The 13,685-nt window shown below is 53.8% G+C and carries 8 protein-coding genes; 3 read left to right on the forward strand and 5 right to left on the reverse strand.

Annotated features, from left to right (window positions below):
• Positions 1–5: 5 nt before the first annotated feature.
• Positions 6–839, reverse strand: coding sequence for a helix-turn-helix transcriptional regulator (locus DWZ56_RS16335; protein ID WP_158584633.1), 834 nt, complete (start codon positions 837–839; stop codon positions 6–8).
• Positions 840–1,101: 262 nt separating this feature from the next.
• Between DWZ56_RS16335 and DWZ56_RS16340 the strand changes: the two genes are divergently transcribed.
• Both DWZ56_RS16340 and DWZ56_RS16345 read left to right on the forward strand, forming a co-directional pair.
• The gene (locus tag DWZ56_RS16340; RefSeq protein WP_118557672.1) at positions 1,102–3,564 is read left to right on the forward strand and encodes a glycosyl hydrolase family 95 catalytic domain-containing protein; all 2,463 of its coding nucleotides are present in this window, start codon (positions 1,102–1,104) and stop codon (positions 3,562–3,564) included.
• A gap of 4 nt (positions 3,565–3,568) precedes the next feature.
• A complete protein-coding gene (locus DWZ56_RS16345) occupies positions 3,569–6,610 on the forward strand; it encodes a glycoside hydrolase family 2 TIM barrel-domain containing protein (RefSeq protein WP_147369437.1) in 3,042 nt (1,013 codons plus the stop codon).
• 77 nt (positions 6,611–6,687) lie between these two features.
• On the opposite strand, the gene DWZ56_RS16350 is transcribed toward DWZ56_RS16345, so the two are convergent.
• From DWZ56_RS16350 to DWZ56_RS16365, 4 genes are read right to left on the reverse strand one after another with little or no spacing between them, the layout of a single operon-like run.
• Complete coding sequence (locus DWZ56_RS16350) at positions 6,688–7,974, reverse strand: CehA/McbA family metallohydrolase (protein WP_118557674.1); 1,287 nt, start codon at positions 7,972–7,974, stop codon at positions 6,688–6,690.
• Between the two features lie 4 nt (positions 7,975–7,978).
• Positions 7,979–10,054 carry a DUF5054 domain-containing protein gene (locus DWZ56_RS16355; RefSeq protein WP_118557675.1) on the reverse strand — a complete coding sequence of 692 codons (2,076 nt, stop codon included), beginning with the start codon at positions 10,052–10,054 and terminating at the stop codon, positions 7,979–7,981.
• Between the two features lie 6 nt (positions 10,055–10,060).
• Positions 10,061–10,933 (reverse strand): ChbG/HpnK family deacetylase, encoded by an 873-nt coding sequence (locus tag DWZ56_RS16360; protein WP_118557676.1) that lies wholly within the window; start codon positions 10,931–10,933, stop codon positions 10,061–10,063.
• A complete protein-coding gene (locus tag DWZ56_RS16365; RefSeq protein ID WP_118557677.1) occupies positions 10,930–12,240 on the reverse strand; it encodes an MFS transporter in 1,311 nt (436 codons plus the stop codon). The genes DWZ56_RS16360 and DWZ56_RS16365 overlap by 4 nt, the downstream gene beginning before the upstream one ends.
• 323 nt (positions 12,241–12,563) lie before the next feature.
• Here DWZ56_RS16365 and DWZ56_RS16370 point away from each other — a divergent pair, with 323 nt between their 5' ends.
• The gene (locus DWZ56_RS16370; RefSeq protein ID WP_118557678.1) at positions 12,564–13,670 is read left to right on the forward strand and encodes a GntR family transcriptional regulator; all 1,107 of its coding nucleotides are present in this window, start codon (positions 12,564–12,566) and stop codon (positions 13,668–13,670) included.
• The last annotated feature ends 15 nt before the right edge of the window (positions 13,671–13,685 follow it).

A 13,685-nucleotide genomic window follows, 5' to 3' on the forward strand; every position in this document is an offset into this window, starting at 1 on the left:
GGGGATCAATATCCACTTTTCCTATATTCTGAGACCGTCATATGATAATACGCCTTAAATGCCTGGAAAAAACTTCCGGGCGAGGAATAGCCGGTCAGATCGGCGATTTCTTCCGTAGTGTAAATGCCTTTGTCCAGACAGGAGACGGCCGCGGCCATGCGCGCACCCGTGCGCAGCTGGAGAAAGGTTTTTCCATAATTGACTTTCAGGAAACGCTGCATCTGCCTGGGGCTTAGTCCGGCGATTTTGCTAATCTGTTCCAGCGTAATATCCCTGTAGTGATACAGAAAAGCGCTTTCTATATCCAGTTCACTTGGAGGATGCATAAGGGGCCTGATGATATGGGCACTGTCTATGTTACGGGCGGCCAGAACCACATATTCACATAGAAGCGCATGCATGGAAGTCTCATGCCCGCACCGGTCCCCGGAGAGCTCCTCGCGGATCATTTCTATGATTTTAGAAAGATTCTGCTTATCGGTGCCGATCCAGAAGGGGTTCTGCAGGTAGATGGAGGTGATCTCGCACCGGGCGGCATCCGGCAGCGGTTCCAGACTGAAATAGAGACAGTCCTCCAGCATCGGGTCCTGTTCATCGGGAATCTGGCCGTGCTCCACGTTCGGTCCGGTCAGAAACAGACTGCCTGGTTCCAGCGGGTAGGTCCGCCCGTCCGCAGTTAATATTCCTTTACCCTTTGAAATATAGTGGATCTCATAGCTGCGGTGGCTGTGCCTGTGCAGCGGTATATGCTCCATGATATATCCGTGTGTGCACATCGTGATGTGATAGACACTGGATTCTATGCTAAGACGGTAGTCCAGCTTATTTTCTTTATCCATAATGTTTGTCACCTCTGTAAATAGATCATAGCAGGATTTCCTGGGGATATTGTCCGCTTCGCAGACGGAAATCAGCGCGCTATAATGTCTAACGACATTATACCATACAACAACAATAAAATGCGACATACGGTCATAAAATACGTCGTCTGGCCAGATCGCATTTTTTTGTTGTTTCCATTATGATAGGTACAGATACGGTAACACAGACAGCTGCAGATTGACTGGGCAGCATAATTTTGTCATAACGAGGAGGAATAAAATGAGCAGGAATCGTCTGGAAATGATTTATCCGTCCACATGGTGGCATGATTTATGGAGAGAGGGTCTTGTGACGGGTAACGGATACACCGGGGCCAATCTCTACGGAGGGGCTAAAAAAGAAATCCTGCAGCTGGGAAGGCATGATTTCTGGTATGACGGGAGTGAGGAAACTCTGCCGGATGTGAAGGAAGCGTTTGTGCGCCTCCGTGAGAAGATGGATCGAAAAGAGTACAGGGAAGCCAGCTGGGAAGTTGTCAATGCGCTCAATGAGAAAAACTACGGTTCCAGGCTGGAATCCCATATGCCGGCCGCCAGGATCGTGGTGGAGCAGAAAGCTGTGGAAGGCTTTGCCGCCTATCACCGCAGCCTGGATATGGAAAAGGCTCTTGCATCGGCCCAATGGACCGATGGGGGCATACGCATGTCGCGGGAGGTATTTGTATCCCGCATAACGGACATGGCAGTATACCGAATCAAAGCGGAGAATGCGAAAGGCTTGGAGGATAAGCTGGAAGTTCTGATCTCCCTGGAGCCCTATCAGAATGAGGGAGAGGTGCCCACCGAAGCCGTCAAAAAGATTTGGGAGAGCGCTGGGAAAGAGGCCGTTTTTGAAGATCCGCATACAGTCTTCCTGTATTTGAACGAGGAAACAAAAGACAGCCATCAGAAGGACATGGAGTTCGGCGCTGTGGCCAAAGTCGTCTTTGTAAACGGGCAGGCAGAAATGCTGGGGGAAAGACTCAAACTGTCGGGGGCGGATGAAATTATAATAGAAGTGATGCTGTATGTGAATGAAGCCAGGGACCTGGCATGGAAGCGGCTGCATGATGAGCTGGCGGCACAGACACAGCCTTTTGACGCGCTTCTGAATGAGAGCGCACAGGAGCATATGCGACTGTATCACAGCGCTGAGCTGGAACTCTCCGGCGCGGACCTGGGACGGAGCAATGAAGAGCTTTTAATGGAGGCTTATCAGGGAAAACAGTCCAAAGAGATGATTGAAAAACTGTGGAATTTCGGGCGGTATCTGTTCATCTGCGGCACCGGCCCGGATGCCAACCCGTTCCCGTTATACGGCCTGTGGGCCGGAAGATACCGCCCGCAGTGGTGCCATAATATGGCCAACGAAAACCTGCAGATGATATACTGGCACAGCCTCTGCGGCAATCTGGCGGAATATCAGAAGGCCATTTTCCGATACATGAACGACAGGATGGAAGCATTCCGCTTTAATGCCAGGCAGCTCTTCGGCATAGACGGAATCTATATGACGGCCGGAACGACGCCCGGCGTGGCATCGCCCACCCAGGTGGTGCCGGTCATCATGAACTGGGTGGGGGCGGCAGGCTGGATCGCCGCGCATTACTATGATTATTTTACATATACGAAGGACTGGGATTATCTGGAAAGTGAGCTGCTGCCCTATATGATAGGCGTGGCGGATTTCTATGAGCAGTTCATCTGTTTTACCGAAACTTCAGACGGAGCGGAGAGGATACGCATCTATCCTAGTGTATCTCCGGAAAACACGCCGCAGAATTTTATGCCTCCGGAAGGCGTACAGATGGCGCACCCGATGCCGACCACGGTTAATTCCACAATTGACCTGTCCATAGTCAAAGAATTCTTCTCCAATATGAAGAAGATTGCGGACGAGATGGAACGCTGCGGACGCCGAAGTCCGTTCGATGAAGCGCGCATTCAGAGATGGAACCGCATACTGGATGCCATTCCGGAATTTAAGGTGAACGAAAAGGGCGCTGTAAAGGAATGGCAGGAGGATGAGTTTGAGGACCGCTATGACCACAGGCATCTGTCCCATATCTATCCGGTATTTCCGGGGAAGGAGATCTATCCCAAGAGAAATCCCGAATGGACAGAGGCATATGAGAAGGCCGTAAAGCTTAGGGAGATTGATGCCCAGACAGGCTGGTCCATGACCCACATGGCGGGCATTTATGCCAGATTCCGCGACGGAAAGGCGGCCATGAACTGCCTGGATAATCTGGCGAAAAGCTGCCTCACCAATAATTTCTTCACGCTGCACAATGACTGGAGGGGGATGAATATCTCGCTGACCATGGATCCGGCTCCCGTGCAGATGGACGCAAATCTGGGGTATGTAAACGCGGTTCAGGAGATGCTTATGTATGCGGCCCCCGGTTATCTGGCGCTGCTGCCGGCGCTGGAAGAGAGGCTGTATGCGGGCAGAGTTAAAAACTTCCGTTATGAGGACGGCTATGTGGATATGAAATGGGATGTGGATAAGGGCGAGTTTACAGCGGTGCTGCGCCCGATCCGCCCCCACAAAGTGCAAATCGCGCTGCCGGATTTTGCAGCAGCCGCGAGCTGTCAGGGCATTGATGAAACATGTGTGGTAAAAACGGATGCACAGGTGCTGGAAGTTACACTGGATCACACCGAACTTATAATTGTGGCAGGCCGGGAAAGAGCGGATTAAGAATATGGAATGGAAGAGAGAGAACCACTGGGAGAATCAGCATGTGCTGCACATCAACCGGATGCCGCCCCACGCGCATCTGATCACATGTGACAGCGAAGAAACAGCGAGAAAGAGGGATTATGCCTCGGACTCCTATTACAGATCTTTAAACGGAACATGGGATTTCTGCTATTTTGAATCGGTCTGGGATATTCCGGATCAAATAGGGCTGGACGCCCGAAGCGTCTGCCGGGACCGGGTGGCGGTGCCGGGATGCTGGCAGACATCGGGTTATGACAAACCGCTGTACGTAAACAGGGATATGCCGATCCCGCTGAATCCGCCGTATGTGCCGGATGACAATCCGGCCGGGGTGTATTACAGGGAATTTCAGATACCGGATGAATGGCGGGAGCGCCAGACCAGCATCACCTTTGACGGTGTGGATGCCGCTTTTTATCTGTGGATAAACGGAAAGTTCGTCGGGTACAGCCAGGGCAGCCATATGCCTTCGGAATTTGACATAAGCGGTTATGTCCGTCCCGGAAACAACTCCGTGACGGTGTGCAATCTGAAATGGTGCGACGGCTCTTACCTGGAGTGCCAGGATAAATGGAGGCTTAGCGGCATATTCAGGGATGTGTATCTGATGTCCAGACCGAGGAAATACATCGAGGATGTGCATGTGCGGTATGAATGGGGAGACGGCCTTCAAGAGGCGATTCTTCATGTGGAAGGGATACTTAGGGACTGCGGAAGCGGCGGGGACAGCTCTGTGATCAGGGCAAAGCTGATGCGGCAGGACAAAGAGATATTCAGAGAAGAGACCGTAACGGCAGGGCAGAGGTTTGTATTTGAAAAGACGGTATCCTCTCCCGCGCTGTGGTCGCACGAAACGCCCGAACTGTACGATCTGTTTATCAGCGTAAATGAAACGGAACAGATCCTGTGCATCCCGGTCGGATTCCGCAAAATCGAAATCCGGGACCGGCAGCTGCTTTTAAACGGCCGGCCGATTAAGATTTACGGAGTGAACCGGCATGATTTCAATCCGGACACAGGTTACTATGTCACGAAGGAAGATATGGTACGGGATATCGTGACCATGAAACGGCATAACATCAATGCAGTCCGCACATCGCACTATCCCAATGCGCCGGAATTTCTCTGCCTGTGCAGCGAATACGGGCTGCTGGTGATGGATGAGGCGGATCTGGAAACGCACAGCTTCCAGGTCGTGGGGGAATACGGCCGGCTCAGCGGCGACCCTGACTGGGAAGAAGCGTATCTGGACAGGGCGGCGCGCATGGTGCAGAGGGATAAGAACTTCCCCTGTGTGATTTTCTGGTCGCTGGGCAACGAAAGCGGCTTTGGATGCAATCATCAGGCGATGAGCAGGTATATAAAAGAGGTGGATCCGTCAAGGCCCGTCCACTATCTCCATGCGCTGGAGGATTCTTGCGTGGATGTGATCAGCAGAATGTATTCGGATTTTGATTTTGTGGAGGAACAGGCGCACATGGAGGAGCCGAGGCCGTTTCTGCTGAATGAATACGGCCATAGCATGGGCAACAGCATGGGGAGCCTGAACCGCTATATTGGGCTGTTTGATACCCATAAAAGGCTGATCGGCGGCTTTATCTGGGAATTTTGTGAGCAGGGAATCCGCATGCGGGGCGGGGATGGGAAGGAATGGTTCTGCTACGGCGGCGATTTCGGAGATGAACCCAATAACGGACAGTTCTGCATCGACGGAATGGTAGACCCTGACCGCAATCCGCGCCCCGGCCTGCTGGAATTTAAAAAGCTGGTGCAGCCGGTGAAGGTCCGTGCGGGAAACCTTAAAAATCAGGAAGTGGTCATACAAAACACATACCGTTTCCTACGTTTGAACCATCTGTACGCCGTGTGGGAGCTCTATGAAGACGGGAGGCTGGCGGAGAGCGGTAAGCTGCTCCTTCCCGAACTCGCTCCCATGGAGGAAAAAACGGTCAGGATCCCATATCACTGTCCGGAAAAAGCCGGCTGCGAGTACATTGTGGAGTGCAGTTTCCGGTTAAAAGAAGCCGCTTCCTGGTCCGAAGTCGGGTTTGAAATCGCCTATGAGCAGATCCCGCTGCCAAAGAAGGGCACAAACGAACTACCTGCAAAACAGCAGAAAGGACTCATTTCACCGCCCAGGCTCCGCTATGAAGGAAAAAATGCCATAATTGAGGGAGAGAATTACGTAACGGTATTTACAGCCCGGACGGGCAGATGTATTTCTTATAAATGGAAAGGCAGGGAGCTGATCGCCCAGGGGCCACATTTTCAGGCATGGAGGGCACCGACCGATAACGACCTGTCGCCCGTCAACAGGGACGGAATCGAGCGCGAGTGGGTGGACTTCGGACTGGATGCCCTATGCGAGCAGGTGATGTCGGCGGATTTTGAGGAAACGCAGGATAATATAGAGATCCGGGTGAACGCTGTCCATGGAAAGCATAGCCTGTATCCCTGCTATCAGACCCTGCTTCTCTATCGGATTGACGGCGGAGGAGCGATGGATATCACACTCAAGGTGACGCCGCTGAAAGAAAATATGCATCCGCCCCGCCTGGGCCTGACGCTGACGCTTGCAGCCGGGCTGGATGTGATGAAATGGTATGGAAGAGGGCCGCACCAGACCTACAGCGACATCATGGAAAGTGGCAGGGTCAGGATCTATGAATCGACGGTGGATGCGGAATTTGTTCCCTATGTAAGGCCCCAGGAAAACGGCAATAAAACGGAAGTGCGTTGGATGAGCCTGATGGATCGCGGCGGGACAGGATTCTTAGCAAAGGCCCATCCGCTCATGGAAGCGGGCGCGATGCATTACTCCCTGGAAAATCTGACCTCTGCCGGGCATACCTGCGAGCTGCAGCACATGGAGGAAACGGTATGGAATCTGGACTATAAGCAGTGCGGCATCGGAAACGGAGCCTGCGGTCCCAGAACTCTGCCGGAATATCTGGTGCCCTGTGAGACGGTTGAATTTAAGGTGACGCTTCTGCCTGTGGACGGAAATGAGGATATCAGATGAATAAAAGATCCCCTGACAGGGCTGATACACAAAATGAGGATATCAGCCCCATCAGGGGATCTTTTTCGCTGAAACTATTACGTTCTGCCCCCGTCGAAATAAACAGGATTGGACACCGCACGCACCCGTTCCCTGCCAAATATCCTCCGAACGACGATCAGATATGCGAACCGCCATTCACCCACCGGCACACAAAGCTCTGCGGCCCCGTTCTTCCATGCGCCTGTTTCCGCCGCAATGCCCCGGTCGGTCACGAGACGCAGGCGCATGCCCTTGTGCCCGCGCTCGGCGCGGCAGCGCAGCATGGGGACATCCCCATGGGACACGGTCTGCCCGAAGATCACATCCTGTTTTGGCAGAGAGAGCTTTACGCCCCGGACAGAAGAGGTCACGTAGCTGTGTCCGTGCCGCAGCGCGTCGAGGATATCGGCGGCGGATGGGGATTGTGCATATACGCAGGTGACCGGTCTCGCAAACCTCACCGGGCTTAAGTCCCGGTGATAATCGCTGCCGCCCACTGCGGGAATCCGCCGTCCGTCGGAAAGCAGGCCGTGCCACCAGCGGATTGCGTCGGTGTTTACCTTCCTCATCGGTCCGTTCCATATCTCCGCCATCTCAAACTGGCTTACATCCTTCCAAAGATAGGGGCAGAGAGGGCATTTCGGATGATTCACCGATATAACGGCGCCGTTATCCCTCACCTGCTTAAGAAGCTGCTGCATCTCCTGTTCGCTGTTTGCCACAAAGGAGTTGTCAAACGGCGCGGGCACTCCGAAAAAGTTCATATGTCCTTTGTAATGTGTCCATTCCACCGCCGGTATGAAGGTCAGCCCCGAGATTTTTGGAAGGCTGAAATTCTCGCTGTAGTTATTGTGGTCTGAGACCGCGATGAAATCCAGGCCGGTTTTCTGTGCCTTTTTTGCCAGCGTATAGACATCTTTGCGCCCGTCCGACGCGGTGGAGTGCATATGCAGATCTCCGGTCAGCCAGCGGGCCTGCCGGGGGGTGAAGCGGATTTCATACCGCACCTTTAGCGGAGGAGTCAGTATCCTGTAAGCGCCGATCAGGATGTGCCAGGTGCCGGGGGAAAGCTTTGTCATCCGGTAGCCGGGCGTGGCCTCATAGCACCCGATGCTCACAGAACTTCTCGCGCTTCCTGACCATCCGAGAAATTGCCCTTTTTCGTCCATAAGGCCAAGGTCCACCACGTTGTTACCCCTTTTTTTATCACGCAGATAGCTGTAAGAGACAGTCAGAAGCTCCATGCCGGGAGGCATTTCAAAGGGGATGGCATAATATTGCCCTTCCCGATCTTTTTCGATGACATGTTCAATGATCTGTGTTACAGGACTGTTCTTTTCCATAACTTCACCGCCAATCAAATTTTGTTACAAAACAAAAGCGCATATCTTCTTCAAACCACTGCTTAAAGTTGGTTCCCCACCGGTTGTTGAACAGGTTGAACCAGAAACCCTCACCGCAGTCCGGGCATGAATCGTCCGTCTGATACAGGCTGCGTCCCCCGACGGATACCAGCGGGGCGTCCATAGGATATATGGCTGCCGCACCGTCTTTCGATGTTCCCCGCAGAGCTTCGCAGCAGTGCATCCGCCGCGCACCGCCGGATACGACCTGATCCGGACAGATCTGCCGCCCCAGCTTTTGAAGCGTCCAATGCCGGCAGCCCGGCAGAGGGTTCATATAAAGCCACAGCGCCTCAGGGCTTCTTATGGCGTCCTTATCCTGCCAGTACAGCGTGGTGACGATTTGGTCCGGTTCAAATACATGCCGGATAAAGATGCGGCGCGGACAACCGTACAGTCTGACCGCTTCCTCATTGCCAAGCATACATACCGTCAGGCTGTTTTCTCCGCATTCGGCGGTTACCGGCTCCGCGTAAAAGCAGGCGTCCCGGATGCCGGACTCATACTCCAGCCCTGGTTTGCCAAAATCAAATTCCGCCCAGTGCCGGTTCTGTTCCATATCCCTGCCATAGGTCTCCAAACAGGTTTGTACCGTTTCGGCGCTGAAGGTCTCATATGCGAACATTCCGAGGCAGAGCGTGCGGCGGATTCCACTTTCCCGGTGTTCCAGACAGGTGATCTGGCCGTATTTGCCGAGATGCACGCGCCAGCCGCCGATGTCCGCCGTGAATCCTTCTGTGATCCTGACGGAAGAGCTCTGGCGATGCGGGAAATGCGGAGGCTTCCAGGACAGGGCGAGGCGCGCTTTGGCGGCCAGTTCCGGAGGGAGGGCGCAGATGGCGTCTTCGATATACTTGCGCTGTTCGTCATGGGACTGTTCGAACAGGCGGTAGGAGGACTGGCAGTTATCGCTGCCGCGATAACGGATTAATTCCGGCATCAGCTGATCCGCCAGCGCCTGTTCACGGGGGCCTGCGGCCAGCAGGCGGTAGGAGGTGATATCCCGGGCTCTCGCGCCTGCGAAGGCTTCTTTATTCCAGTGAGTGAAATCCAGCAGATATTTCTTGGTGTCCATTCCCCAGGTGTGTTCCGCAGTTAAGAGCAGCGGCAGCATAAAGTTCCCGTACCAGGATTCGCCTCCGGTTATCCGACCGCCCTCAAGCCATCGGGATTTCAAGGCCAGAAGCCTGCGCAGGGCGGAAACCTTAAGCGGGTCGCTTCCCACGCCGTGTATCCAGGTATCTCCGATTTCCTGATCCAAAACCGGCAGAGTCTCCCTTACGGAGCGGATTGCCCGGGCGAAATCGTCAAGGGTGCCGGCTTCAATGCGGGCGTTAGGATATTTCGCGGCAAGGCGTTTATATTCCTGCTCCAGCAAATCTTCATCCGGCGGCCCCATATTATCCTGCGAATGAAAAAATTCCAGCGCCGTACCATTGTCCAGTACGGCCGCCTCCCCATAATCGGCGGCGTAGCTGACCGCGATCTCATGTTCCTGAAAGCGCCAGCGAAACAGCGGGGGCACATTGGGAACCCGGGAACTGGCATTGACGCCTATATGCAGATATTCTATGCCGTGCTTTGCAAGCAGCGGCACCATGGCGGCGGTATGACCGGGCACATCGGTCATCTTGGCGGCTAGGGTGTGAACGTCAAAACGCCGGTCCAGATCCTGCCCGATTAAGAGGCCGTATTCCATTAAATCAGCATCCATCAGCTCGGTATGGGTGGTGCAGGGCAGGCCGTGCCAGCGGACATAGCCTAGGCGCGCCGCCTCTTCAAAAAGTGTCCGTTCCTTTGGGGCTGCAGTGCGAAGATAATGCATGGGCAGAAAAGAGCCGACTGTCCAGACGAAGCGTTTCTTACTGGGCGTATTCACGCGGAGGGCCAGCTGCACCGCCGATGGGATAAAGCTTTTGCAGTAACGATCCAGCACTTCCTCTGCCAGAGCCGTGAATCCGATATCCAGATGTGTTTTAAATACAACAATGACCTGTTTTACCAATTTATTTTCCATCATCGTCCGTCACTTTACAAGAGAAGAAAAATCGCGCCAGGAGATCAGCGTAAAACCCAGTTTTTGAGCCAGCTGTGTCAGATCTCCGCTTTTTAGGTATTCGTATTCCCAGACCCTTTTCTGCCACTCCGCGTTTCGTTTGAGCATTTCTTCATCCGGCAGCGCCGGGTGCAGAAAGACTTCCGTGACCCCGCCGCCGCATCCGGATAGCTGTGTTTCGTAGTAGGCTTTCAGGCTGCTGTAATGATCAATCCGGGCCACCGGATGGGGTTCGGAGTAAAAATCGTCCGGCAGGGATACTCCGTACAGACCGGCGCAGCCGCAGACCGCCCTGTGGGCGATTCGCAGGGCAGCGCCGGGACGTTTTTCAAACTGCCGTTCCATAAAGCGGCCGTTTCGTCCGAAACGGAAGGGCAGACGGTATTTGCGGCAGAGGCGAAATGCATTCAGAAAGAACAGGCGCCCGTTTATGCCGTACAAAGTGCCGCCGTGGCTGTCCGCGTGATCCGGCGTGCAGCCGCAGGAAACCAGAAAGCGGTACTGTGCGTCAAGTTCCGCGCTGACATCACGGCTGTCCGCCCTCTTTACGGCCTGCGTGCCATAAGCCAGCAGGCCGTCCTCAAGCAGGCTGCGGGATTTGTCCGCACCTGCTTGAGGGGGCCATCTGTCCGAACCTCCCCATTCCGAATGCAGCGTCCAGTGTACGCCCACAGACCATCCGTGCTGCGCCGCCATCCGGCAGGCCTCCCCTGCCTTTGATGCGGGTGCCAGTATGCCGGCCGAGGTGATGTGCTCCGAAGAAAACAGCTCGGCAATCGCATCGTTTGTGCTGCTGTTTAAGCCGAAATCGTCCGCGCTGACGATCAGATACCGGCCGTTCATAGAGCGCCGTCCGCCCTGCCGGGTTTTGTTCCGTCACCGTCCAGCTCCGGAAATTTTAAGAAACGGGAGCATAACACGCTTAGTATCATTGCACAGAAAGGGAAGATGACCAGCAGGAACCTGGCGGCCTGTGCCGGATGCGGTCCGGGCACATCCCCGCTTTCAAACCCGTAGAGAGAACCTACTAAGAGGAATGCGAGGCTGGTGAACAGGCCGCTTAAACGGTTCATGAATCCCATCGCGCTGGCATAGGTGCCTTCACGTTTCAGTCCGTGTATGCGGCAGTCCTCATCCATGATGCGGGCTCCTACCAGATCCATGGTGGTGATCACGCCTGCAAAGCCGATGCCCACCGCCACACAGCCGCAGATCGCGCTGACTAAACCGGAGGCGAAATACAGCGGAATAAAGGACAGGCCCATGAAGATCAAGGCGGTCCGCCATACCGGCATCAGCGTAAATTTTTTAACCAGATGCGCCCATATGGCCACGCAGCCCATGGCCAGCAGAAGCACCACGCCCAGAAGCACCGTGTTGGCGATGCCGCTAAGCCCCAGCGTGTACTGTACATAGAAGGGAACCGCCGCCATGACAAGGGCCATCGCCGCGCTGTAAAACGCGTTGGTGAGGCCGTAGATCCAAAATTTGGGGTTGGTGAGCATATCCTTCAGGGTATTAAGGAGACGCGGTTTTTCCACGCTGGCATCGGCCGCAGGCTCATGGCATCCCAGCGCCATAAACAGGATGACAGCGCCGGCCAGGAGTCCGTAGATGAGAGCGGTCGTTCCGTAACCCAGCTTGTCGGTGACAACAGGGGTGAGAGCGATGCTGATCACCATCGCAACCAGCTGAAAGGCCTGCCGGAGAGCGTTTGTTTTAGCCCGTTCGGTGTCGGTTTTGAACATCTCGGGAAAGAGAGCGGCATAATTGGCATTGATCAGGGAATCCAGTGTGCCTGTCAGTATGTACATGAGCAGCATGTATGCAAAGACGCTGCCGGGCCCGATAAAGGAGGGAACATTGAAAAATCCGATGAACGAAAGCACCAGCAGCGGAGTTCCAATCACCAGCCACAGACGCCGGCGCCCCCAGCGTGTGCGTGTGCGGTCGGAAAGAAAGCCGTATACCGGATTATCGATAGCATCGACAAAGGTGTAGATGAAGAGTACCAGTGCGAGCTGTGAGGTGGTGACACCCCGGCCCATCACATAGAAAGCGGCGGCATAGGTTTTAAACATATTGATGGGGATGGATGTGCCGAACATGCCGACCGCATAGCGCAGAGAACTGGTTTTCCTGTCAGACATAATAGACCTCCTGTGTTTTGTATTGATTTCATATTAACATATTAAATATATATAGTAAATAATGTTTTAAATTTTACAGCGTGAATAATCGGCCGCATGATTTCGAAAACAGTGGATACAGCTGTGTATACATGCCATTCTGCACGCGGCTTAACCGACAGCTGCAAATAATAAAAAACATGTTTTATTAAAACGGCCGTAAAATGATGTTGAAAAAAACATGTTTTATGATAACATATAATATATAAAGGATTCACCGATTTAAAAAACGGACCGGGCCGGGGCAGCCGGACGGATATTGTGGCGGAAATGAGGGGTATGGCATGTCTAAAACCGATTTTTTATACCGGAAAGTATACGATGGAATTTTAATGGTGATTCAGCAGCAGCATCTCCTGCCGGGGCAGAAGCTGCCTTGTGCCGCATCGCTGATGGAGGAATACGGTGTGAGCCGCATAACGGTGGATAAAGCGCTGGCTTTGCTGGTGCAGGAGGGATATCTTAAGCGGGTTCCCGGACAGGGCAGCTTTGTGGAAGACAAGACATCCGCTCCGGTTCCGTCTAAGCCCAATGGACTGAAGGTAATCGGAGTAGTCCTGGAACATGTATCGACGCCCTTTGGACTGGATATGATGTACCGTCTGGAGCTTAGCGCCGCTGAAAACGGATACAGAACCCTGGTGAGGTTCTCCCTGGGAGACCGGAAGAAGGAGACGGAGGAGATCGAATTTCTGTTGAGTCTGGGAATCGAAGGGCTCATTATCATGCCATGCCACGGAAAACATTATAATCCGTCCCTGCTGAAATTATATCTGGAAGGTTTTCCTGTTGTCATGGTGGATAAAAATATGCAGGGGATCAAGCTCCCATCTGTGCGCACGGATAATGCGGCGGCAGTCCGGCTCATGGTGGAGACATTGGCAAAACAGGGCAGCCGGTGTATCGCGCTGCTGACATCGGATGATGCCAATGCGGTTTCAGTCAGGGAACGCCGCAGGGGATTTATTGACGGCATTGATGCCGCCGGTGTTACGGAGGCCGGCATATTTCCGCTTCCTTTAAAGAATACGCGGGAAGAGCTGCTTTCCAGCGACCCGCCGGCCGAAGTGGTGGAAGACATCCGCCGATCCCTGGAAATCTGCGGGAGCGAAGCGGACGCGGTGATATGCGCGGAGTACAGCATCCTCCCTCCGCTTCTTCGCGTATTGGAGGAAAATTGCATCATGCCGGATCGGGATCTGCGCATCGCGGTGGTCGATGAGGACTATCTTGCGCCGGAGGGGTACCGTTTCCTTCATGTGAAGCAGGATGAGGCGGCCATCGCCGGGAAGGCGGTCGAGCTGCTTATGATGCGGATCCAGAAAAAAACGGTGAATAAAGAAGACTTTCTGATCCCGGCGGTGCTTAAACTGCAGAAGAGCAGGAGATGAAGCAGAAAATTTTCT

Origin of the sequence: Lachnotalea sp. AF33-28, assembly GCF_003477885.1 — a bacterium.
Lineage (GTDB): Bacteria > Bacillota > Clostridia > Lachnospirales > Lachnospiraceae > AF33-28.

What these genes read in the sequence shown, in the direction of transcription:
- DWZ56_RS16335 (WP_158584633.1), bottom strand. Translation starts at nt 839, where the DNA reads ATGGATAAAGAAAATAAGCTGGACTACCGTCTTAGCATAGAATCCAGT.
- DWZ56_RS16340 (WP_118557672.1), top strand. Translation starts at nt 1,102, where the DNA reads ATGAGCAGGAATCGTCTGGAAATGATTTATCCGTCCACATGGTGGCAT.
- DWZ56_RS16345 (WP_147369437.1), top strand. Translation starts at nt 3,569, where the DNA reads ATGGAATGGAAGAGAGAGAACCACTGGGAGAATCAGCATGTGCTGCAC.
- DWZ56_RS16350 (WP_118557674.1), bottom strand. Translation starts at nt 7,974, where the DNA reads ATGGAAAAGAACAGTCCTGTAACACAGATCATTGAACATGTCATCGAA.
- DWZ56_RS16355 (WP_118557675.1), bottom strand. Translation starts at nt 10,054, where the DNA reads ATGATGGAAAATAAATTGGTAAAACAGGTCATTGTTGTATTTAAAACA.
- DWZ56_RS16360 (WP_118557676.1), bottom strand. Translation starts at nt 10,933, where the DNA reads ATGAACGGCCGGTATCTGATCGTCAGCGCGGACGATTTCGGCTTAAAC.
- DWZ56_RS16365 (WP_118557677.1), bottom strand. Translation starts at nt 12,240, where the DNA reads ATGTCTGACAGGAAAACCAGTTCTCTGCGCTATGCGGTCGGCATGTTC.
- DWZ56_RS16370 (WP_118557678.1), top strand. Translation starts at nt 12,564, where the DNA reads ATGTCTAAAACCGATTTTTTATACCGGAAAGTATACGATGGAATTTTA.